Genomic DNA, 21,794 nt, shown 5'->3' with positions numbered 1-21,794 from the left:
CCGAGTCGCTGCTGGTGGCCACCGACTTCGACGGCGTGCTTGCGCCGTTCGACGTCGACCCGATGGCCGTGCGGCCCGCCGGGGGCGGCATGGAGTCGCTGCGGGCGCTCGCTGCCCTGCCTGCGACGACCGTCGCGATCGTGTCCGGACGGGACCTCGATGCGCTCGGCACCCTGACCTCCGTCGCCGAGGACGAGCCGATCGTGCTCATCGCCAGCCATGGCGCCGAGTCGACGAGCGCGGCCGTGCGATCCGCCATGGAGGCCGCGGCGGTGAGCACCGAGGACGAGAGGCGACTTGCAGCGCTCGATGCGGACATCAGTCGCCTTGTCGCCGAGCGGCATCCGTTGGCCACGGTCGAGCACAAGACCGCCGCGGTCGTCGTGCACACACGGGGCCTGCCACGCGACATCGCGGATGCGGCCGTCGCGGAGGCGCGCGAGGTGGCCCTGACCCATTCCGGCGTCAGGGTCCTCAAGGGCAAGTCGGTCCTCGAGCTGTCGGTCTCGCACGCCGACAAGGGCTCCGCCGTCACGGCCCTCGGGCGAGACCGCGGCGTCACCGCCCGCGTGTATTTCGGCGACGACGTGACCGATGAGGACGTGTTCGCGCGGATGACCCGGCCCGAGGACGTGACGGTCAAGGTCGGGCCCGGCTCGACCGCGGCGCGCCACCGCGTCGACGACATCCCCGCGGTCGTCGCCGCCCTCGAACAGCTCCTCGCCACGCGCCGCACCCACACCCCGATCGAGTGAACAGCTTTCGGGGCCTTCGGGCCCCGAAAGCTGTTCACTCGATCGGGTGTGTGCGCTCGTTGGGGATCAACGGCGGAGGGCGCCGGTCGAGCCGCGCACGACGAGCTCGGGCCGGAAGACGTACTCCGCCCGGGGAGACGGCTGGCCGGCGATCTCGTCGAGCAGAGCGCGAACCGTGGCCGCACTCATCGCGGGCACACTCTGACGCACCGTCGTCAACGGCGGATCGGTGAAGGCGATGAGCGTCGAGTCGTCGTAGCCGACCACCGAGATGTCCCGCGGCACGTTGAGGCCGCGCTTGCGCGCCTCCCGGATCGCACCGAGGGCCATCATGTCCGAGCCGCAGACGATGGCCGTGCAGCCCTTGTCCATGAGCCGGCCGGCAGCGGTCGCTCCGCCCTCGACCGAGAAGAGCGAGCGCTCGATGAGGTCGCCGACGTCGGATCGACCGAGCAGCGCCTGCATCGAGTTGCGGAAACCGGCGATCTTGCGGATGACCGGGACGAACCGGTCCGGGCCGACCGCCAACCCGATCTCACGGTGGCCGAGGCTCACGAGGTGGTCGAGCGCAAGCCCCATCGACGCGACTTCGTCGTTCGAGATGAACGGCGCGTCGACGCCCTCGATGTAGCCGTTGACGAGGACGAGCGGCAGGCCGCGCTCGCGCAGGGCGGTGTAGCGCTGGGGGTCGGCGTTCGTGTCGGCGTGCAGGCCTGAGATGAAGATGATGCCGGCGACACCGCGGTCGAGGAGCATTTGCACATAGTCGTCCTCGTGCACTCCCCCGGCGGTCTGCGTGCACAGCACGGGGGTGAAGCCGTTCTGGGCGAGGGCGTTCTCAATCTCCTGCGCGAAGGCCGGGAAGATGGGGTTGGTCAGCTCGGGCACAATGAGGCCGACCAGCCCAGCGCTCTTGCGGCGCAGCCGGCTTGGTCGGTCGTAGCCGAGGACATCGAGAGCCGTGAGCACCGACTGGCGGGTCCCCTCCGCGACCCCCGGCTTGCCGTTGAGGACGCGAGAGACGGTTGCCTCCGACACGCCCGCCTGGAGGGCTATGTCCCTGAGTCTTGCCTTCACGACCCGCCTTTCTGCTTCGCTGCCCAGCTTCGTTTGGTCCGAGCGGGATGGCTGGAGGCTACGGCCTTGCAACAGTCTTGCATAGATTTTCAGCAAACCGGGCCCAAAATCTTGCAAAGACTTGCAACGGAGTGCTTGACTCCGGTCACCACGGTGTTTCACCCAACCAAGGAGTAAGAATGCGTCGCACCGCCAAGGCCGCCGCGGCCGTTGCGGGCATCAGCCTCGCCCTCGCCGCATGCGGCGACTCGGGCACCCCCAACGAGCCCGCAGCCCAGACCAGCGCGCCCACCGCGAACCCCGCCGACATCAAGGCCGACCTGACGTGGTGGGACACGTCCGACGCCACGAACGAGGGCCCTGCCTTCAAGGAGCTCATCGCCGAGTTCAACAAGACCTACCCGAACGTGAAGATCAACTACCAGTCGGTCCCGTTCGGCGAGGCACAGAACAAGTTCAAGACAGCCGCAGCGGCGAAGTCGGGCGCTCCCGACATCCTGCGCGCCGAGGTCGCCTGGGTGCCGGAGTTCGCCTCGCTCGGCTACCTCTACGAGCTCGATGGCACCGAGCTGACCGCTGATGCCGGCGACTTCCTGGCCGCACCGGTCGGGTCGACGAAGTACAACGGCAAGACGTACGGCGTACCGCAGGTCACGGACTCGCTAGCGCTCATGTACAACAAGAAGCTGCTCAACGACGCCGGCATCACCGCCGCCCCCAAGACCTGGGACGAGCTCAAGGCGGCCGCCGCCACCATCAAGGAGAAGACCGGCAAGACCGGCGTCTACCTCAACCCGCAGGGCTACTTCATGCTGCCGTTCATCTACGGCGAGGGCGGCGACCTCATTGACCCCGAGGCGAAGAAGATCACCGTCAACGCGCCCGAGGCGGTCACCGGCGCCGAGAAGGAGCAGGAACTGCTCAAGTCCCCCGGCTTCGCCAAGCCGCCGGCCACGGACGCCTACGCGGCCATGATGAACGAGTTCAAGGCCGGCAACGCCGCGATGATCATCAACGGCCCGTGGGAGGTCAACAACATCAAGGGCGCCGCGACCTTCGGCGGCCTCGAGAACCTCGGCATCGCCCCGGTCCCGGCCGGTTCCGCCAAGGCCGGGGCCCCCGTCGGCGGTCACGACTACGTCGTCTGGTCCGGCATGCCGCAGGAGAAGGCGGCGGGCGCCATCGCCTTCATCAAGTTCATGGCGAGCGCCGAGAGCCAGGCCAAGCTGGCCGACAAGCTGGGCCTCCTGCCGACGCGCACGTCCGCCTACGACAAGGTGTCCAACCCGATCATCAGCGAGTTCAAGCCGGTGATGGAGGTCGCCGTCGAGCGCGCGTGGATCCCCGAGGGCGGCAAGCTGTTCGGCCCGCTCGACGAGGCCGCGACGGCGATCCTCGTCCAGGGCGACGACGCCCAGAAGGCGCTCGACGAGGTCGCCAGGAAGTACAAGACCGAGGTCGTCAAGGACTACTCCACTCAGTGAGCCCGGCTCGCTGAACCATGCGGTGGCGGTGGGACGACCCGTCCCGCCGCCACCGCTGGACGTTCACCCCCACCACTCGCTGCCTCCAAGGAGCCGGAATGCAACGGCTGCGCGCCAACTTCGACAAGTACTGGTACGCGTGGGCGATGGTGACGCCCGTCATCGTCGTGCTCGCCCTTCTCGTGTTCTATCCGCTCGTCCAGGGCATCTTCATGTCCTTCACCAACCTCACCGAGGCGAACCAGGCCGCCGAGGTGTGCAGCAAGACGCTCGGTGGTGGTGAGGTCTGCCAGCCCAACCCCAACAAGTGGAGCTTCATCGGACTGGACAACTACAAGAACCTGCTCACCGGCGAGGTCGGCAACTTCTGGCAGCTGTTCCGGATCACCCTGATCTGGACCGTGGCCTGCGTCGTCTTCCACTACACCATCGGGCTGGCCCTGGCCGTCCTGCTCAACCGTGAGATCAGGGGACGGGGTCTCTACCGCGTGCTGCTCATCATTCCGTGGGCCATCCCTGCCTTCGTCGCCTCCTTCGCCTGGAAGTTCATCTACGACCGCGACTACGGCATCATCAACGCCGTCCTGGCCGCACTCGGCCAGGAGCGCGTCGACTTCTTCGACACGACGGCCAAGTCGCTCACCGCCGTCATCATCGTCAACATCTGGCTCGGCGTGCCGTTCATGATGGTCGCACTGCTCGGCGGCCTGCAGGCCGTCCCCGGCGAGCTCTACGAGGCGGCCGAGATGGACGGTGCCACGCCCTGGCAGCGATTCCTCAACGTCACGCTCCCAAGCCTGCGACCGGTCTCGGCGTCGGTCATCCTGCTCGGCACGATCTGGACGTTCAACATGTTCCCGATCATCTACCTGATGAGCAACGGTGGGCCTGCTGGCACGACTGACATCCTCGTGACGGGCGCCTACAAGGCCGCCTTCCAGGGGATCCGCGACTACTCCCTCGCCGCCACGTACGGCGTGCTCATCCTCTCGATCCTCATCGTGTACTCCATCGGCTATCGCTACTTCCTGCGCAAGCAGGGAGAGGTCTGGTGATCATGAGCAAGCCCCGCCCCCGCGGACACCGGTCGCCCGCGGCCAGCATCGGCATCCACGCCACCCTCGTCCTCACGACCTTCATCGCCGTCTTCCCGGTCGTGTGGATCGCCTTCACCTCGATCAAGCCGAAGGACAAGATCGGGTCGCTGGCCCTGATCGACGAGCCGACCCTGGACAACTACCGAAACCTGCTCGCCAACACCGACTTCCTCGTCTGGTTCCGCAACTCGGTGGTCGTCGCGACGTTCACGATGATCTTCGGTGTGGCCATGGCTGCCACCGCCGGCTACGCGATCTCGCGCTACAACTTCCCCGGGAAGCGGCCGCTCATGTGGACCTTCCTCGTCACCCAGATGTTCCCGGTGGCGATCCTCATCGTGCCGATCTACGCGATCATGTCGAGGCTGGGCCTGATCAACACCCACGCGTCGCTCATCATCGCCTACTGCACCGTCGCGGTGCCCTTCTGTACGTGGATGCTGCGGGGGTACTTCGACACGATCCCCCGGGACCTCGACGAGGCGGCCTCGGTCGACGGGCTCGGTCCCTACGGCACGTTCTGGCGGGTCGTGCTGCCGCTCGCCCGCCCCGGCCTGGCCGTGACGATGTTCTACACGTTCCTCACCGCGTGGGGCGAGGTCGCCTACGCCAGCGCCTTCATCAACACCAACGACAAGTTCACGCTCGCCTACGGCCTGCAGACCTTCGTCCCCAGACCGCCGACGCTGCCGCTCTGGGAGCTGATGACCCCGGCCGCGATCCTCATCGTCATCCCCGCGGGCATCGTCTTCTTCTTCGCGCAGAAGCACCTCGTCGCCGGCCTCACGGCCGGTGGCACCAAGGGGTGATCGACGGCACCGGACGGCCACTCGACCAACCCTCGACCCCAACTCAACCCACCGCGGAGGCGGGTGTCCGGTGGACCAAGCACAGCGGCATACGACATGATCAAGGGGCCCCACCCCGAGGGCACCTTTACAACGGATCGTCCGGCACGTTCCTGCCGGTGAAGGAAAGGCAAAGACGCCAATGGCAACAGTGACGTTCGACAACGCGACCAAGACCTATCCGGGCAACCCGAAGCCCTCGGTCGACAAGCTCAACATCGAGATCGCGGACGGTGAGTTCCTCGTCCTCGTCGGCCCCTCCGGCTGCGGCAAGTCCACCGCGCTCCGCATGCTCGCCGGCCTCGAGGAGGTCAACGCCGGCCGCATCCTCATCGGCGACCGCGACGTGACGAACCTGTCCCCCAAGGACCGCGACGTCGCGATGGTGTTCCAGAACTACGCCCTCTACCCGCACATGTCGGTCGCCGACAACATGGGCTTCGCGCTCAAGATCGCCGGCGTCGACAAGGCCGAGATCCGCAAGCGCGTCGAGGAGGCCGCGAAGATCCTCGACCTCTCCGAGTACCTCGAGCGCAAGCCGAAGGCGCTCTCCGGTGGCCAGCGCCAGCGCGTCGCCATGGGCCGCGCCATCGTCCGGTCGCCGCAGGTCTTCCTCATGGACGAGCCGCTGTCGAACCTCGACGCCAAGCTGCGCGTCCAGACCCGCACCCAGATCGCGTCGCTCCAGCGCCGTCTCGGCGTCACGACGGTCTACGTCACGCACGACCAAGTCGAGGCCATGACCATGGGCGACCGCGTCGCCGTGCTCAACGCGGGCGTCCTGCAGCAGATCGACAGCCCGCGGCGGATGTACGACCACCCGACCAACGTGTTCGTCGCCGGCTTCATCGGCTCCCCCGCGATGAACCTGCTGGAAGCCCCCGTCGTGGACGGCGGGGTGGACGTCGGCGGCCATGTCGTCCCGGTCGAGCGGGACCTGCTCAAGGGCGCCGGCTCCAACGTCACGATCGGTGTTCGCCCCGAGGACCTCGAGACGGCCGAGGGCACCGCCGGCATCCCGGTCACGGTCGACGTCGTCGAATCGCTCGGCGCAGACGCCTACATCTACGGCTCGGCCAAGGCACACCAGGTCAATATTGAGGGCGAGGAGACCACCGACGCGCCGTTCATCGCGCGCGTCGACGGCCGCCGTCCTCCGGAGAAGGGCGAGCTCGTCCACCTCCGCCCCAAGACCGGCCACGTCCACATCTTCAACGCCGACTCGGGTGAGCGCATCAGCGACTGACCGTCGCCCACCGCACGAATGAGGGCCCGCGCCGCGACGACGGCGCGGGCCCTTCCCGTTTGGCGCGTTCACGACACCCACATGCCGTATGCCGCTGAGCTCGCTCCCAGCCCACCGGACGTCCCTGCCCTCCCAGTAGCGTCACGAGGGCAGATCCGTGCGGGAGCCAGCCCAGCGGCATACGGGATGGACGTGCCACGATGGGGCGGTGAGCCCCGCGATCACCACGGCACGCCCCGAGTCGGCCCTGTTGGACCTGCCGTGGTCGACGCCGCTCGAGGACTGGCCCGCGTCGGTCCTGGCGGCCCTGCCGCGCGGCATCTCACGCCACGTCGTGCGTTTCGTCCGGCTCGGCAAACAGGTCCTGGCCATCAAGGAGATCAAGTCGGAGCTGGCCGACCGGGAGTACGGGATGCTGCGCAACCTGCGGCGGCTCGGCGTGCCCTGTGTGGAGCCGTTCGGGGTCGTGCACGGCCGCACCGGCGCCGACGGTGTCCCCCTCGACTCGTGCCTTGTCACCCGGCACCTCCAGTTCTCCCTCCCGTACCGGGTGCTCTTCAGCCAGTCGCTCCGCCCGGACACGGCGGTGCGGCTCATGGACGCTCTGGCCCTGCTCCTGGTCCGCCTGCACCTCGATGGCTTCTGGTGGGGCGACGTGTCGCTGTCCAACACCCTCTTCCGGCGCGACGCCGGTGCCTTCGCCGCCTACCTCGTCGATGCCGAGACGGGCGAGCTGCACGCGCAGCTGAGCGACGGGCAGCGGCAACACGACCTCGACATCGCCCAGGTCAACATTGCCGGCGAGCTGATGGACCTCGACGCCGGCGGGTTCCTCGAGGAGCAGGCGGACCCCTTCGAGGTGGCGGCCTCGATCATCGAGCGCTACCACTCGTTGTGGGAGGCGCTGACGGGCACGGAGCGGTTCGAGGTCGGGGACCGCTGGCGCGTCGACGAGCGCATCCGCCGGCTCAACGACCTCGGCTTCGATGTCGACGAGCTGACCATGACGACGGATCTCGGCGGCACCCAGATCCAGATCACGCCCAAGGTCGTCGACGCGGGCCACCACTCGCGCCGCCTGCTCCGCCTCACCGGCCTCGACGTCGGCGAGAACCAGGCCCGGCGCCTGCTCAACGACCTCGACTCCTACGCGGCCGCGACGGACCGGCAGGGCGACGACGAGGAGATCGTGGCGCACGACTGGCTGACGAAGGTCTACGAACCGATCACCCGCTCCGTGCCCCGCGAGCTGACCGGTCGCCTCGAGCCGGCGGAAATCTTCCACGAGGTCCTCGAACACCGTTGGTACATGAGCGAGCTCGCCGGACATGACATTCCCATCGACGAAGCCCTCGCGGACTATGTAGCCACGGTGCTGCCGAGCAAGCCGGTCGAGAAGTCCGTCGTCGGCGTCGACACCATCGAGATGCCCGTCATCGCTTGGGACGACTGACCGGGCTCTGCGCCTCGTCGCCTGAATCGGACGGTTCGGCAGCGACCGCGTCGCCGCGCGTCGAGAGGATCTGCCCGAAGAGGACGATGATCCACAGCGCGAACGTCACGACGTGCACGACGGTGCACCACGAGCAGATGGCGTGGATCCGGAACAGCTCGGCCCAGACGAGGTAGAGCGCCATCCCGAGCCCGACGGTCAGCAACCCGAAGCGGAGCCAGTCCAGCCAGGGCTCCGGCCGGCGCCACACCGACGGAAGCATCAAGATGGTGACGGCCACGAAGAAGAGCAGCCCGAGCAGCGCCACGGGCACGCCCATGAACGTCGACCAGGCGCTCGACGTGACCTTGCCGCAGTCGATGACACCTGTGACGGTGCAGACGAGCGTCTCGTTGCCCGTGTAGTGCTCGAACGTCAGGTACACCGAGACGAGCAACCCCACGATCGACAGGATCAGCGAGGTGGGGGCGAGCCACCGGGGTCGGGAGATCACTTCTGGACCAGGGCCGCCGCTGCCGTCACTCCGGGGCTCGTGCAGACGTTGGCCGGCTGGCCGCCGGTCAGCTGGCACACCTGCGCCGAGATCATGTTGGCGTTCGCGTTGATCGACGTGCCGACGTCGCCGGTCCCGGTCTGCATCTGGCCGACGATCTCGTTCCAGCCGTTGTCACCGGTGTGGGCGAGCAGCGGCTCGAGCGGGATGCCCGAGCCGGACATCTCGTGCGTGCCATAGAACGTCCACGGGATGCCGCCCTGGGGGTTGTACTTCTTGAAGAGCGCCTCGACGTCGGACGGCAGGGTCTGTAGCGGCTTGTGCTCGCGGTCGCTCGTCTCCCAGGCACCGAACTTCACGTAGTCGCTGGTGTACTTCGTGTTGGTGAAGGTGACGGTCGGGATGTTGCCGTCGTTCACTGCGGACCGGGTCGGCGCGAGACCCTCGAACGTCCCGAACCGCGACAGCGCCGCCACCATGGCCCAGCGCTCCGAGGCGCAGTACGGGCAGAACTCGGCACCGACATAGATCACCCGCGGCTTGCCGTCCTCCTTGAGGACCTCCCCGCCCTGGACCTTCTGCGGGACCGCATTGGCCTCGGTGGGCGCACCGGCCGCGTCGAAGGCCGACGCCGGGATCGAGGTGAGCTTGGGGATGAACGCAGTGTCAGACGCGGCTGTCTGGCCACCGCCGTCGTTGTTGTTGGCCACCACGACACCCACCGCCACGGCGATGATGACCACCACGACCGCCACGGCGGCTGCAATCATCTGCTTCTGCTGCCGCTCCTTGCGGGCCTGTGTCGCCCGCATCTCCGCAGCGCGCGCCGCCACGTCGGCACGATTGCTCTTCGCCACGAGTCACCTCGTCCTGTTGTTACTACACGTCGTAGGAGACACTAACATCCCGAAGAACCAACTGCCGGACGGTCGTCGAGGTTCCCCTGGGTTCCATTATCCGGGTGGGTTGCGGAGGTCATGCGCGGCGCTGGCGGGCGATCTCGTAGAGCGCGACACCCGTGGCCAGTCCCGCGTTGAGCGACTCGACCGCCGAGCTCATCGGGATGGCGACGATCTGGTCGCACGTCTCCCGGACGAGCCGCGAGAGCCCCTTGCCCTCCGAGCCGGTCACCACGACGAGCGGCTCGGACGCGAGAGTGAGATCGGGCAGCTCCACGTCGCCGTCCATGTCGAGGCCCAGGACGAAGAAGCCGGCCTTCTTGAAGTCCTCGAGGGTCCGGTTCAGGTTGCTCGCCTTCGCCACGGGGATCCGGGCCGCGGCCCCGGCCGACGTCTTCCACGCCGACGCTGTCATTCCGACCGACCGCCGCTCCGGGACGACGACACCGTGGCCACCGAATGCGGCGATGGACCGGACGATGGCCCCGAGGTTGCGCGGATCGGTGATCCCGTCGAGGGCGACGACGAGCGGGATGCCGGGCGACTCCGGATCGATGAGGTCCTTCGGGTCGGCGTACTCATAGGGCGGCACCTGAAGGGCCAGGCCCTGGTGGACGGCACCGTCGGTGAGCCGGTCGAGCTCGCCACGAGGCGCCTCGAGGACGGCGAGGCCGCGCTCGCCCGCCAGCTTGAGTGCCTCCCGGACGCGGTCATCGGAGTCGATCCGGGTCGCAACGTACATCGTCGAGACGGGGACACCGGCTCGAAGCGCCTCCACGACCGAGTTGCGGCCGGCGACGATCTCGCTCGAGCCCTTGGCGCGCCGCTGGGAACGGCCCGTTCCGGACGCGCCGCGGGGAGCGCCCGCACCCGCTCGCTTGGCCGTCGCCTTCGCTCGCTTGTGGGCCGGGTGGTACTCACGGTCGACCGCCTTGGGGGTTGGGCCCTTGCCCTCGAGCCCGCGTCGCCGCTGCCCACCCGACCCGACGGTGGTCTTCTTGCCGCCCTTGCGCACCGCGCCTCGGCGCTGCGAGTTCCCTGCCATGTCAGGCCTCCTCGCCCGTGGCCCTGGTCGGTGAGCCCGAGCCACCCGTGCGGACCAGCGACCACTCGGCGCCGGACTGGGTGTCGGTGATCGCGACGCCGACAGCCGCCAGCTCGTCCCGGATCGCGTCGGCCCGCTCGAAGTCGCGCTCCTGTCGCGCCGACTGCCGCTCCTCTAGCCTCGCCTGCACGAGCGCGTCGAGCGCCGCCTCGGCAGCCGACGACGACGTGTCGCCCCTCGCAGTCCACTGCGGCGCAAGCGGGTTCACGCCAAGGACCTCGCTCATGGCAACGACCCGAGCGGCCGCCGTGAGCGCCGCCTCCTCATCCCCCTCGTCAAGGGCGACGTTGCCGGCCCGGACCGTCTCGTGGATGACGGCAAGTGCGCCCGGGACGCCGAGGTCATCGTCCATCGACTCGATGAACTCCGCCGGCAGGATTGCTCGCGCCGCCTGGCCGTCCACGGGCACGGCGATCTCGCCGCGGCGGGCCGCCCGCTCGAGGAAGCCCTCGATCCGATCCACTGCCGCGGCCGCCTCGTCAAGGGAGCCGGGGTGGTACTCGATCGTCGACCGGTAGTGCGCCGCCGTGAGGTAGTAGCGCAGCACGATCGGCCGGGTCACCTCGAGAAGGCGCCGCACCTCGAGGGCGTTGCCGAGCGACTTGCCCATCTTCTCGCCCTTGACGGTGACCCAGGCGTTGTGCAGCCAATAGCGCGCAAAACCCAGCCCCGCGGCCCGTGACTGGGCCTGCTCGTTCTCGTGGTGCGGGAAGCGCAGGTCGATGCCGCCGCCATGGATGTCGAACTCGTCGCCGAGCCACCGCCGGGCCATCGCGGAGCACTCGAGGTGCCATCCGGGGCGACCGACTCCGAACGGGGTCGGCCAGGACGCGTTGAGCGGCTCGTCGGACTTGCGTCCCTTCCACAGGGCGAAGTCGCGCGGATCCCGCTTGCCTCGCGGATCGGCGTCCTCGGCGGCCACCATGTCGTCGAGGGACTGGTTGGACAGCGAGCCGTACTCCGGCCATGACCGCACGTCGAAGTAGACGTCGCCCGAGCCGTCCGGCGCTGGATACGCGTGGCCCTTGTCGACGAGCGTCTCCATGAGCGTGATCATGTCGGGCACGTGGCCCGTCGCCCGCGGCTCGTAGGTCGCCGGCTTGACCCCCAGCGCATCCAGGGCCTCGGTCGTCAGGCGCTCGTTGTGGTAGGTGAGGGCGAACCAGTCCTCGCCGGCCTCGGCCGCCTTGCGCAGCACCTTGTCGTCGATGTCGGTGACGTTGCGGATCAGCGTGACCCGGTAGTCGTGGCCCGTCTCCAGCCAGCGCCGGAGGACGTCGAAAGCCACGGCGAAGCGGATGTGCCCGATGTGGGGAGCGCCCTGCGTGGTCAGTCCACAGATGTACATGCCGACCTTGCCGCTCTCGCGCGGGACGAACTCGCGCAGCTCACGGGTGGCGGTGTCGAACAGATGCAGACTCACCCGCGGAAGTCTATCGGCGCTCCCGACCGCTCCCGACAACGCGAGCCAGCGCCCATCGAAAGAAACACCTTCCGGGCTGCTGAGCCCAAAAGCCGTTCTCTCGATCGAGGAGTTGTGCCCGACGCTCGGATCCACCCCGCGCGGGGCAGGGTTCCTCCGACTAGCGCGCCGCGGGTGGGTTGTCGACGCCCCATCCCGGCAGAGTGCGCCGACAAGCGCGCAAAGGCTGAGTTGTCGGAGGTGCTCGGCACGACGATGCCGTATGCCGCTGGGCTCGCCCCCAGCCCAATCGAGAGAACACCTTCCGGGATGACTGAGCCCAAAAGCCGTTCTCTCGATTAGGGATTGGGCGCCCGACTGCTCCCGACAACGCGAGCCGGCCCAGCGGCATACGGCATCTCTGGAAATTTGTTCGGTGCTAATCCACCGTGCGTGCCCGCGAACCGGCAAGATCTGGCCGGACTGCCTTAGGCAGTCCTTAGTCGGCGCCGGGGTGGCGTCGGTCTATCTCAAGGGAGAGTTCATGAGGATCAGCACCGTCGCGCGCCATCGCCGGCGCGCCGTTGCTGTCGTCCCCACCATCGCACTCGCAGCCGCTGGACTGGCTGCGACTTCGGTGTCTGGGGCCGCGACAGCGGCACCCGCCGATTCGCCCACCGGCGCATCGGAGTCAAGCGGCTACTACATCAACTACGCCGCGCCCCAGATCGAGCGGGCCTACGCCAACGACAAGGCCGTCGGCTCGATCGCCAATGGCAAGGTCGACGTCAAGGATGTCGTCGCCCGCGCGGAAGCGTTCGACGCCAAGTACGCCCAGGGCAACCCGGTCACCGCACGCGAGCTGGCCAAGCTCGAGGCCAAGGCGATCACGTCGGGCCAGAGCCCCAAGTCGATCAAGAACCTCTACAAGGGCGCGAAGTCGACGCAGGAGGCCAAGCTCCTGACGATCCTCGTGGAGTTCAACGAGAACGCCAACGACGACTTCACCGGCGTCCAGGTCCCCGAAGCCTTCGGAGCAACGACCTGCAAGCCGGGCTCGGTCCAGAACGGACCGATGCACAACAACATCCCGAACCCCGCCACCGGCGCGATGAAGGACAACAACTCGTTCTGGCTGGACGACTTCTCTTCTGAGCACTTCAACAAGATGCTCTTCACCGACGAGGGCATCACCGAGCGGGTGCGCCCCGACCTGACCGGCCCCGACGGCAAGCCCGGCATCGACATCTCCGGCTACACGATGAAGGCGATGTACGAGGAGATGTCCCACGGTGCTTACACCGTCACCGGTGAGGCGACCCCGTGGGTCACGGTGAACCACTCGGAGGCCTACTACGGCGCGAGCGTCTGCCACCCGAACGACGAGGGCGTGTACGAGGCCGGCGCCATCCAGGACATGCAGGGTCACCCGGACAACCCGCTCGGTCCCGGCCAGCTGCCGATCGACGCCGTGGCGGCCCTCGCCAAGGCGCAGCCCGACTTCCCCTGGGCCGACTACGACATCGAGGACCAGGGCGACGTCGACGGTGACAAGAACTACTACGAGCCCGACGGCGTCATCGACCACGTCGTGCTCGTGCACGCCGGTGCCGACAAGTCCGGCGGCGGCGGTGCCGAGGGCACCTACGCCATCTGGGCGCACTCGTCGGCCGTGGCCGGTGGGGCTCCGATCCCCGGAACCGACCTGAAGCTGTCGAACTACATCGTGCAGCCGGAGGACTCCGGCGTCGGCGTCTTCGCGCACGAGTACGGTCACGACCTCGGCCTGCCCGACCTCTACGACACCGCCAGCGGCGGGGACTCCGACATCGACTTCTGGGACCTCATGTCGTCCGGTTCGCACTCGGGCCCGATCTTCCAGTCGATGCCGACGCACATGGGCCTGTGGGACAAGTGGGTGCTCGGCTGGGCGGACCCCGTCGAGATGAACCCCGGTGATGACCCGAAGGCGGTCGTCGTGGGACAGAACTCGCGTCCGCTCAAGGGCACGGCCGACGGCGTCAAGATCAACCTGCCGACCAAGGTCGTCACGCTGGCCACCCCGCACAGCGGCGACAACATGTGGTGGGGCAACAACGACCAGAACTGGGCCAAGAACACCCTGACCCGCTCGGTCGAGGTCCCGAACGCGTCGGATGCCAAGTTCTGGATGTGGAACAACTACGTCATCGAGAAGGACTGGGACTTCGGCTTCGTCGAGGTCTCGACCGACGGCGGCGCCACGTGGACCGAGCAGAAGGTCTACAACGAGGCCGGCGCCGCGGTGACGACGCCGGATGGCTATGCCGACCCCAACGGCCGCATGGCTGACTACGGCGGCGACGCCGGCCCCAAGAGGTACGGCTTGACCGGGACCACGGATGGCTGGAAGCACCACTACGTCGACCTGTCGGCCTTCGCCGGGCAGACGGTGCAGATCCGGCTCCTCCAGGCCACGGACGCGGCCTTCGTCGAGCGCGGTTGGTTCGCCGATGACTTCTCGGTCACCGGCGCCGGCGCGACGACGTGGTCCGACGACGTCGAAGGCGGCGCGAACGGCTGGACGGCCGCGACGGGCACCTTCGTGCAGGGCGAGGCGGTCGGTGCCGGCTGGGTCGTCGACACCGGCACGAGCTCGCGGGCGCAGTACTACCTCGTCGAGTGGCGCAACTTCGACGGCTTCGACGAGGGGCTGAAGTACGCGTACGACACGACCTACCAGGACGGCGAAGGCCAGTGGAAGGTCGAGAAGATCAAGTACAACGCCCCCGGCGCGTTGGTCTGGTACCGCGACACCTCGTTCGGCAACGCCAACCACACGCTCAACAACCTCACGTCCCTGCCGAGTGAGGGTGCCAAGGGTGGCCTGCTCATCGTCGACAGCCACTACGAGCCGCTGCGTCGCTCCGGTGCGAACGCCGCCGCGGACCCGTCGACCCTGAAGAACCTGCCGTCCCGTCCGCAGTCCTCGAACGCCGCGTTCGGCCTCCAGTCGACGTACGCGTTCAACGAGTGCCAGCTCAACGCAGCCGGCACCGAGGTGTGCAACACCTTCGGGCCGCAGGCACCGGTGAAGTCCTTCACGGACAACAAGGGTTGGTACCCGGGCTTCGAGCTGCGGCCCGATGGCCGGGTGTTCTACCGCGACGCCGACGCCTCGACTGTCGTTCCGTCGAAGGGCAACGCTCCGTACAGCACGCGCTTCGTCGACAGCAACGGCACGGCGCTCCCGCAGTACTACGGAGCCGACATCGGCGCCATCACTCCGCTGGGCTCTGGCAACCCGGCTGACGACGGCGTCGGCTTCGGCACCGTCGTCACCGTGACAAAGTCGATGTACGGCAACCAGGCCGCACAGATCAAGATCACCCCACCCACCCCGTGAGTGGCTGACTCGATCACCGGCTGACCAGAGGGCCCGTCTCCCGTTCCGGGGGCGGGCCCTCCGCTCATCTTCTTGCCCGACTCAATCGAAAGAACGACATTCGGGGCCCGCACCGCCCAGAAGTTGTTCTTTCGATCAGGGATGTCGCCGCTTGGGGGTATCGCCGCTCAGGGACGGAAGACCACCAGGGCGGTCGCGATGGCGGCGAGCCCGTCACCGCGGCCGGTGAGGCCGAGGCCGTCCGTCGTCGTGCCGCTCACCGAGACGGGGGCTCCCACGACCTCGGTCAGCACCCGTTGGGCCTCATCGCGCCGAGTCCCGATCTTCGGCCGGTTGCCGATGACCTGGACGGAGACGTTGCCGATCTGGAACCCCGCCCGCCGCACCAGCCGTGCCGCCTCGCCCAGCAGGGTCGCGCCGGCGGCCCCCGCCAGCTCGGGACGGTCGGTCCCGAAGTGCGCTCCCAGGTCACCGATCCCCGCCGCCGAGAAGAGTGCGTCGCAGGCCGCGTGCGCCGCCACGTCGGCATCAGAGTGTCCCTCCAGGCCCGGCTCGCCCGGCCACAGCAGGCCGGCGATCCACAGCTCACGGTCAACGCCCTCGGGAGCGAAGGCATGGACGTCGACGCCGATGCCCACCCTCGGGAGGCCACTCATGTCAGGCTTCCGTCTTCCAGTCGATCGGCGCTCGATACAGCTTGTGGACCGCGGCCTGGGCGACCGGCTTGACGACGAGGGTGTCGATGTTGACGTGCTGCGGCAGCCCGACGACGAAGCCAACGCACTCGGCGACGTCGGAAGCCACGAGTGGTCGGTCGACCCCCTCGTACACCTTGTCCGCGGCGGCCTGGTCACCGTGGAGGCGGGTCAACGAGAACTCCTCCGTGTGGACGAGCCCCGGCCGCACGTCGACGACCCGCACGTGCTCTCCGTTGAGCTCGAGGCGTAGCGTCTCCGAAATGACCGACGTGCCGTGCTTGGCAGCGGTGTAGCCACCGCCACCCTCGTAGACGCTTTCGCCGGCAACGGAGCTGATGTTGACGATCGTGGCCCTCGGCGACCGGCGGAGAAGAGGCAGGACGACCTGGGTGACGCGAACCGTGCCGAGGACATTGGCGTCATACATTCGCTGCCATTCGGCGAGGTCACCGTCCTCGACGCGGCTCACGCCGAGTGCCCCTCCGGCGTTGTTGACGAGGACGTCGCAGCGGCTGATGCCGGCCACCGCCTCGCGCACCGACGCATCCGACGTCACGTCCATGACGATGACGGAGGCCGCGCCGGGAAAGTCCACGTTGATCGCGGTGGCCGTCGCGTCGAGCCGCTCGCGTCGACGGCCGGCGATGACGACGTGAAAGCCGTCGGCGGCCAGGCGTCGAGCCGTTGCCGCACCGATTCCGGTGCCACCACCCGTGATCAGGGCCGTCGCCTGGGATGACTCGTCAGCGCTCACCCTGCGAGGATACGGGCCGCCGCCTCGAGGTCGGCCGGCGTGGTCACCTTGAGCGCGCGTGGATCGCCCTCGACGACGAGCACGGTCTCACCGAGACGCTCGACGAGACCGGCGTCGTCCGTGGCCTCGCTCGACTCCGCGTGCGCGCGCTCGAGCACGTCACGGCGGAAGCCTTGCGGAGTCTGGACCGCCCGGAGTTGCGATCGCTCCGGCGTGGCCACCACCCGTCCAGCAGAGTCGACCACCTTGATCGTGTCGACGACCGGAACGCCCGGGACGACGGCCACCGCGCCGTGGCGGACAGCGTCGACGACGCGGCCGAAGACGTCGGCCGGGGTGAGGCACCGCGCAGCGTCGTGGACGAGCACGATCCCGACCCGGTCGGACAGTGCCGCCAGACCAGCAGCAACCGAGTCACCGCGCTCCGCCCCACCGGCCACAACGGTCACGCGCACACCCGAAAGCTGTTCACTCGATTGAGCGGGGGAGGCTGGCCCGGCAGGAAAGGGCGGTCGCGCGGACGCCACTCCAGGCTGGGAGCCAGCCCAGCGGCATACGGCATGGGCTTCCTCCAGCCACCCGGTGGGAGACACGACGACCACCTCTGCCACGTCCGGACATGCCAACGCCCCCCGCAGGGCGTGACCCAGCAGGGGCACGCCCGCGAGGGGCACGAAGGCCTTGGGCACATCAGCGCCCAGACGACTACCAGAGCCGGCGGCGACGACGATGAGGCCGACCGCCGCCGACGCGGGCTGCATCAGGAGGCGAGAACCTCGTCGAGGATCGACTCGGCCTTGTCCTCGTCCGTCTTCTCGGCAAGCGCGAGCTCGGACACGAGGATCTGGCGGGCCTTGGCGAGCATGCGCTTCTCACCGGCGGAGAGGCCACGGTCCTGGTCGCGGCGCCACAGGTCGCGGACGACCTCGGCAACCTTGATGACGTCGCCGGAGGCCAGCTTCTCGAGGTTCGCCTTGTAGCGGCGAGACCAGTTGGTCGGCTCCTCGGTGTGCGGGGCCCGCAGGACCTCGAACACCCGGTCCAGACCTTCCTGACCAACGACGTCGCGGACGCCGACGAGGTCACAGTTCTCTGCAGGAACTTCGATGGTCAGATCGCCTTGTGCGACCTTGAGTTTGAGGTAGAGCTTGTCCTCTCCCTTGATCGTGCGTGTGTTGATCTCTTCGATCAGTGCCGCCCCGTGGTGGGGGTACACGACCGTCTCGCCGACCTTGAAAACCATGTGCTGTTTTCCCCTTTCGCGACCTCCAGATTATCACGGATCGGCGTGCGCGGCGATCTGGCGCGGCGGCATCTGCGCAGGTCAGAGCCTTTGTCGCCCTCGCCTTGCCGTCTCATCACGTCTTGACAACCGGCCGCTGCACGTGCTTTCACGGGCGCTCAGGGGGCTTGGCCGACGGGCCACCTCGGGCCGTCCACCGCTGATGCGCGCCACGCCAACCGGGTCGCCCACGAACGCCGTGGGTTCGCCGGTAGGCTGTCGCCCGTGATGCGCCGATTCCTCACCCAGACCGCCGCGCCCGCCTCGCGTTCCCGGCGCACCGCCGCCGTTGTCGGGGGTGTCGCCGTCGCCGCGCTCGCCAGCGGATGCATGGTGTTCAACCCGGTCCAGACCGACGTGCCGTACGAGCCAGCGGACGGCATCTCGGCCGAGGTCGGCAACCTCGCGATCCGGGACCTGCTCCTCGTTGGCGGTGGCGGCCAGACGGCCGTCGTCTCCGGCGCGGTGATCAATCTCGGTGACGAGCCGATCAGGGTCCAGGTCGTGCCGCAGGACCAGGCGGCCTCAGGCGGCGGCTCGGAGGTCGCGGTGGGACCGCGCGGGCACGTCAACCTGGCCGACAAGGGCTTGCGGTTCGAGGGCCTCGCGGCGAAGCCGGGAACGATCGTCCCGGTCGCTGTGACGGCACAGCCGGGTGGGACGACGATCGTCGACGTCCCCGTCCTTGCCGCGACTGGCCCCTATGCGACGCTGACCCCGGCTGCCGGCGGCCCCGAGGCCACCACAACCACGCCCGCGAAGGCTCCGACCCAGACGTCCACCGAGACGCCCACTGAGACGCCCACGCAATCACCGACGGAGACGCCGACCTCGTCGCCCACGACGAGCTGACCGACCGGGCTCATCGCCCACCCGACCGTCCGCCGTCGCGGGGCCGGTCAGTTCGTCTCGAACTTGTAGCCGAGGCCCCGGACCGTGACGATGTGCACGGGACGCGCCGGGTCGGGCTCGATCTTGGCGCGCAGACGCTTGATGTGGACGTCGAGGGTCTTCGTGTCACCCACGTAGTCACTGCCCCAGACCCGGTCGATCAGTTGCATGCGGGTCAGCACCCTGCCGGCGTTCCGGAGGAGCATCTCGAGCAGCTCGAACTCCTTGAGCGGCAGGGCCGTGGGCTTCCCGTCCACCGTGACGGTGTGCCGCTCGATGTCCATCCGGACCGGGCCGGCCTCGATCGTCGACGGGAGCAGGTCCTCGGGCTCCGCGAGCCGGCGCAGCACCGCCTTGACTCGGGCGAGCAGCTCACGGCTTGAGTACGGCTTGGTGACATAGTCGTCGGCACCGATCTCGAGCCCGACGACCTTGTCGATCTCGCTGTCCTTGGCGGTCAGCATGATGACCGGGACGGATGACCGCTGGCGCAGGGTCCGGCAGACGTCGATGCCGGAGAGGCCGGGCAGCATGAGGTCGAGCAGGACGAGGTCAGCGCCGTTCTTGTCGAACTCGGTCAGCCCTTCGGGACCGGTCTCCGCCACCACGACGTCGTAGCCCTCCTTGCGGAGCAGGTAGGACAACGGGTCGGAGAACGACTCCTCGTCCTCGACGATCAGGATTCGACTCAAGGCTGACCTCTCGTGGCTCTGGCCGCGGTGGCCGGATGTGACTGGACTGGAGCTTGACCGACGGCCTCCGGAGGAGGAGACCCGTCCGGGTGGCCGGGCTGCGAGCCCGCGCCGGGCTGCGAGTCCGAGCCGGGCTGCGAGCCCGCGCCGGACTCCGCTGCCGCTCGGACGGGCGGCGCCGCCGGGAGCGAGATGGTGAAGGTGGAGCCCCGGCCCACCTGTGACCACACGGTGACGGTGCCCCCGTGGTTCTCGACGACGTGCTTGACGATGGCGAGCCCCAGACCCGTGCCCCCGGTGGCCCGCGACCGGGCCGCGTCCACCCGGTAAAAGCGCTCGAAGATCCGCTTCTGCTCGTCCGGCGAGATCCCGAGGCCCTGATCCGTCACGGCCACCTCGACGAGGCCTGCATCGCGTCGACGCGTCGACACACCCACCCGGGTACCGGAGTCCGAGTAGGAGATGGCGTTGCCGACGAGGTTGCCGATCGCGGTGGTGACGAGCTCACGGTCTCCCCACACCTCGCAGCCGGGCTCCGCCTGGATGGCCACCTCGATGCCGTTCTCCTCGGCGAGGAGGTGGTAGCGCTCGACGGCGTCCTGGGCGCACGCACCGACGTCGACGAGAGCCGGGTCCGTGACGACATCGGTGCCCTGCAGGCGCGACAGCTCGACGATCTCCTTGACGAGGTTGGTCAGGCGGCGCGACTCGATGCCGATGCGAGTCGCGAAGCGCTGAACTGCCTCGGGGTCGTCGGCGGCGTCGAGCAGGGCCTCGGCGAGCAGGGAGATCCCGCCGACGGGGGTCTTGAGCTCATGGCTGACGTTGGCCAGGAAGTCACGCCGGACTTCCTCGACGCGGCGAGCCTGGGAGATGTCCTCGACGAGCACCAGCACGTGGTCACCGCCGAGCGGTGCGACTCGGACCGCGACGACGAGCCGGGCCTCACCGAGGCCCTTGCGCAGGTCGAGCTCGACCTCGCGGATCACCCCGTCGCGCCGGACCGCCCGGGCGAGCTGGAGCAGCTCGGGGTGGACCAGCTCCTGGCCGCGCACGAGGCCGCGCGCCACGGCAGCAGGCGAGTTGTTCACGACGCGGTCCGAGCGGTCGACGACGACGCCGCCCGAGCGGAGTACCGCCAGCACCTCGGCGACGCCCGGGGGCAGGTCGGGCGATGGCGCGATGACGACCTCGTTCCGCCTGGCCCGGTCCGAGAGCCGGACGGCGAGCACCGCGACACCGCCGAGCGCCAGGCCGGCGATGCCGCCCAGGGTCGCCGCGGTCGTCGGATCCACACCCTCAGGTTACGCATTCGTGTGGCACGCTCCTGACCAGCCGGTGCCTTGGCACGCTGGGACAGAACTGAGAGTTCATCTGCAGGCCGCCCTCCATTTACGCTCGACTGGGAGCCTCGGCCCCGAACCCGCCTGCACGACCGCACGAGACGAGGAAGACATTGCGCGACCAGTTCCACGAGGACCTCGACCGGATCACGGACCAGCTCGTCGAGCTGACCCGGCTCGCGCGGTCCGCCATTTCTCGGGCCACGACCGCCCTGCTCGACGCCGACGTGCAGCTCGCCGAGTCGGTGATCGAGGCCGACAAGAAGCTTGACGAGATCCGCATCGACCTCGACAACCTGTCGGTCAACCTGCTCGCCCAGCAACAGCCGGTCGCCACCGACCTGCGAATTGTCGTCACCTCGATGCACATGAGCTCGGACCTCGAGCGGATGGGCGACCTGGCGCGCCACGTGGCCAAGGTGGCCCGGCTGCGGCACCCCGACTCCGCCGTGCCCCCGGCCCTGCGGTCGCACATCCTCGAGATGGGGCAGGTCGCCGAGGCCATCGTGGCCAAGTGCGGCTCCATCATCGCGAGCAAGGATGTCGAGGCGGCGGCCGCTCTGGACAAGGACGACGACGCGATGGACGAGCTGCACAGCGAACTGTTCGCGGCTCTGCTCGACGAGGACCGCGCCCTGCCGCGGGCGACCGTGCTCGACCTGGCCCTCATCGGTCGCTACTACGAGCGGTACGCCGACCACGCCGTGTCGGTGGCCCGGCGCGTCATCTACCTCGTCACGGGTGAGTACGACTCCGAGGTCAGCTACGACCACGAAGAGGCCGAGGACGCCGACGTCATCGCGGAGATCGAGCGCAACGGTTGACCCCAATCGAAAGAACGACTTCGGGGCACGAGCGCCCGGAACGTGTCCTATCGATTGGGCTTGGGG

General features: G+C 68.5%; 20 protein-coding genes. 9 read left to right on the top strand and 11 right to left on the bottom strand.

From position 1 onward, the window contains the following. Nucleotides 1-8 precede the first annotated feature (8 nt). Nucleotides 9-755, top strand: a complete 747-nt coding sequence (gene otsB, locus VIR15_RS12260; protein WP_414654957.1) for a trehalose-phosphatase — start codon at nt 9-11, stop codon at nt 753-755. 66 nt (nt 756-821) lie between these two features. Here otsB and VIR15_RS12255 read toward each other — a convergent pair whose 3' ends face one another. After that, nucleotides 822-1,832, bottom strand: coding sequence for a LacI family DNA-binding transcriptional regulator (locus VIR15_RS12255; RefSeq protein ID WP_331927975.1), 1,011 nt, complete (start codon nt 1,830-1,832; stop codon nt 822-824). A 179-nt stretch (nt 1,833-2,011) separates the two neighbouring features. Between VIR15_RS12255 and VIR15_RS12250 the strand changes: the two genes are divergently transcribed. The 5 genes from VIR15_RS12250 (at nt 2,012) to VIR15_RS12230 (ending at nt 7,960) form a co-directional block, all read left to right on the top strand. Next, nucleotides 2,012-3,316, top strand: coding sequence for an extracellular solute-binding protein (locus VIR15_RS12250; RefSeq protein WP_331927973.1), 1,305 nt, complete (start codon nt 2,012-2,014; stop codon nt 3,314-3,316). Between the two features lie 98 nt (nt 3,317-3,414). Continuing rightward, nucleotides 3,415-4,371 (top strand): carbohydrate ABC transporter permease, encoded by a 957-nt coding sequence (locus tag VIR15_RS12245; protein ID WP_331927971.1) that lies wholly within the window; start codon nt 3,415-3,417, stop codon nt 4,369-4,371. Nucleotides 4,372-4,373: 2 nt separating this feature from the next. Then, the gene (locus tag VIR15_RS12240) at nt 4,374-5,222 is read left to right on the top strand and encodes a sugar ABC transporter permease (protein ID WP_331927969.1); all 849 of its coding nucleotides are present in this window, start codon (nt 4,374-4,376) and stop codon (nt 5,220-5,222) included. Between the two features lie 181 nt (nt 5,223-5,403). Then, nucleotides 5,404-6,507, top strand: coding sequence for an ABC transporter ATP-binding protein (locus tag VIR15_RS12235; RefSeq protein ID WP_331927967.1), 1,104 nt, complete (start codon nt 5,404-5,406; stop codon nt 6,505-6,507). A 208-nt stretch (nt 6,508-6,715) separates the two neighbouring features. Further along, a complete protein-coding gene (locus tag VIR15_RS12230; protein ID WP_331927965.1) occupies nt 6,716-7,960 on the top strand; it encodes a DUF4032 domain-containing protein in 1,245 nt (414 codons plus the stop codon). Here VIR15_RS12230 and VIR15_RS12225 read toward each other — a convergent pair. The 4 genes from VIR15_RS12225 to cysS form a co-directional block, all read right to left on the bottom strand. Next, complete coding sequence (locus VIR15_RS12225) at nt 7,941-8,453, bottom strand: vitamin K epoxide reductase family protein (protein WP_331927963.1); 513 nt, start codon at nt 8,451-8,453, stop codon at nt 7,941-7,943. The two genes, VIR15_RS12230 and VIR15_RS12225, sit on opposite strands and share 20 nt — an antisense overlap. After that, on the bottom strand, nt 8,450-9,310 hold the full coding sequence (locus VIR15_RS12220; protein WP_331927961.1) for a DUF929 family protein: 861 nt from the start codon (nt 9,308-9,310) through the stop codon (nt 8,450-8,452). The genes VIR15_RS12225 and VIR15_RS12220 overlap by 4 nt, the downstream gene beginning before the upstream one ends. A 118-nt stretch (nt 9,311-9,428) precedes the next feature. Beyond that, nucleotides 9,429-10,397, bottom strand: coding sequence for a 23S rRNA (guanosine(2251)-2'-O)-methyltransferase RlmB (rlmB, locus tag VIR15_RS12215; RefSeq protein WP_331927959.1), 969 nt, complete (start codon nt 10,395-10,397; stop codon nt 9,429-9,431). Between the two features lies 1 nt (nt 10,398). Next, nucleotides 10,399-11,880: a cysteine--tRNA ligase gene (gene cysS, locus VIR15_RS12210; RefSeq protein ID WP_331927957.1), complete on the bottom strand. Its 1,482-nt coding sequence runs from the start codon at nt 11,878-11,880 to the stop codon at nt 10,399-10,401. Nucleotides 11,881-12,403: 523 nt separating this feature from the next. On the opposite strand from cysS, the gene VIR15_RS12205 reads away from it, so the two are divergent. Next, complete coding sequence (locus VIR15_RS12205) at nt 12,404-15,244, top strand: immune inhibitor A domain-containing protein (protein ID WP_331927955.1); 2,841 nt, start codon at nt 12,404-12,406, stop codon at nt 15,242-15,244. A 167-nt stretch (nt 15,245-15,411) separates the two neighbouring features. Here the strand turns inward: VIR15_RS12205 and ispF are convergent, their stop codons facing one another. Genes ispF through VIR15_RS12185 form a run of 4 tightly spaced genes read right to left on the bottom strand, consistent with a single transcriptional unit; the run spans nt 15,412 to nt 17,939 of the window. Then, nucleotides 15,412-15,900, bottom strand: coding sequence for a 2-C-methyl-D-erythritol 2,4-cyclodiphosphate synthase (gene ispF / locus VIR15_RS12200; protein ID WP_331927953.1), 489 nt, complete (start codon nt 15,898-15,900; stop codon nt 15,412-15,414). Nucleotide 15,901: 1 nt separating this feature from the next. Continuing rightward, nucleotides 15,902-16,696 carry an SDR family NAD(P)-dependent oxidoreductase gene (locus tag VIR15_RS12195; protein ID WP_331927951.1) on the bottom strand — a complete coding sequence of 265 codons (795 nt, stop codon included), beginning with the start codon at nt 16,694-16,696 and terminating at the stop codon, nt 15,902-15,904. Continuing rightward, entirely contained in the window at nt 16,693-17,457 is a 765-nt protein-coding gene (locus VIR15_RS12190; RefSeq protein ID WP_331927949.1) for an IspD/TarI family cytidylyltransferase, read from the bottom strand. The genes VIR15_RS12195 and VIR15_RS12190 overlap by 4 nt, the downstream gene beginning before the upstream one ends. Continuing rightward, nucleotides 17,457-17,939, bottom strand: a complete 483-nt coding sequence (locus VIR15_RS12185) for a CarD family transcriptional regulator (RefSeq protein ID WP_013493734.1) — start codon at nt 17,937-17,939, stop codon at nt 17,457-17,459. Before VIR15_RS12185 ends, VIR15_RS12190 begins: the two co-directional genes overlap by 1 nt. Nucleotides 17,940-18,206: 267 nt before the next feature. On the opposite strand from VIR15_RS12185, the gene VIR15_RS12180 reads away from it, so the two are divergent. Then, nucleotides 18,207-18,830, top strand: a complete 624-nt coding sequence (locus VIR15_RS12180; protein ID WP_331927981.1) for a hypothetical protein — start codon at nt 18,207-18,209, stop codon at nt 18,828-18,830. 47 nt (nt 18,831-18,877) lie between these two features. Here the strand turns inward: VIR15_RS12180 and VIR15_RS12175 are convergent, their stop codons facing one another. After that, nucleotides 18,878-19,561, bottom strand: coding sequence for a response regulator (locus VIR15_RS12175; protein ID WP_331927944.1), 684 nt, complete (start codon nt 19,559-19,561; stop codon nt 18,878-18,880). Then, nucleotides 19,558-20,856, bottom strand: a complete 1,299-nt coding sequence (locus tag VIR15_RS12170) for a sensor histidine kinase (protein WP_331927942.1) — start codon at nt 20,854-20,856, stop codon at nt 19,558-19,560. Before VIR15_RS12170 ends, VIR15_RS12175 begins: the two co-directional genes overlap by 4 nt. 161 nt (nt 20,857-21,017) lie before the next feature. Between VIR15_RS12170 and phoU the strand changes: the two genes are divergently transcribed. Further along, a complete protein-coding gene (phoU, locus tag VIR15_RS12165) occupies nt 21,018-21,728 on the top strand; it encodes a phosphate signaling complex protein PhoU (protein WP_331927940.1) in 711 nt (236 codons plus the stop codon). Nucleotides 21,729-21,794 lie beyond the last annotated feature (66 nt).

Source organism: Intrasporangium sp. (assembly GCF_036566125.1).
GTDB lineage: Bacteria > Actinomycetota > Actinomycetes > Actinomycetales > Dermatophilaceae > Intrasporangium.
The sequence above is the reverse complement of the archived record's forward strand: the minus strand, read 5'-3'. Positions and strand labels throughout refer to the sequence as shown.

What these genes read in the sequence shown, in the direction of transcription:
- VIR15_RS12250 (WP_331927973.1), top strand. Translation starts at nt 2,012, where the DNA reads ATGCGTCGCACCGCCAAGGCCGCCGCGGCCGTTGCGGGCATCAGCCTC.
- VIR15_RS12245 (WP_331927971.1), top strand. Translation starts at nt 3,415, where the DNA reads ATGCAACGGCTGCGCGCCAACTTCGACAAGTACTGGTACGCGTGGGCG.
- VIR15_RS12240 (WP_331927969.1), top strand. Translation starts at nt 4,374, where the DNA reads ATGAGCAAGCCCCGCCCCCGCGGACACCGGTCGCCCGCGGCCAGCATC.
- VIR15_RS12235 (WP_331927967.1), top strand. Translation starts at nt 5,404, where the DNA reads ATGGCAACAGTGACGTTCGACAACGCGACCAAGACCTATCCGGGCAAC.
- rlmB (WP_331927959.1), bottom strand. Translation starts at nt 10,397, where the DNA reads ATGGCAGGGAACTCGCAGCGCCGAGGCGCGGTGCGCAAGGGCGGCAAG.
- VIR15_RS12205 (WP_331927955.1), top strand. Translation starts at nt 12,404, where the DNA reads ATGAGGATCAGCACCGTCGCGCGCCATCGCCGGCGCGCCGTTGCTGTC.
- ispF (WP_331927953.1), bottom strand. Translation starts at nt 15,900, where the DNA reads ATGAGTGGCCTCCCGAGGGTGGGCATCGGCGTCGACGTCCATGCCTTC.
- VIR15_RS12190 (WP_331927949.1), bottom strand. Translation starts at nt 17,457, where the DNA reads ATGCAGCCCGCGTCGGCGGCGGTCGGCCTCATCGTCGTCGCCGCCGGC.
- VIR15_RS12185 (WP_013493734.1), bottom strand. Translation starts at nt 17,939, where the DNA reads ATGGTTTTCAAGGTCGGCGAGACGGTCGTGTACCCCCACCACGGGGCG.
- VIR15_RS12180 (WP_331927981.1), top strand. Translation starts at nt 18,207, where the DNA reads ATGCGCCGATTCCTCACCCAGACCGCCGCGCCCGCCTCGCGTTCCCGG.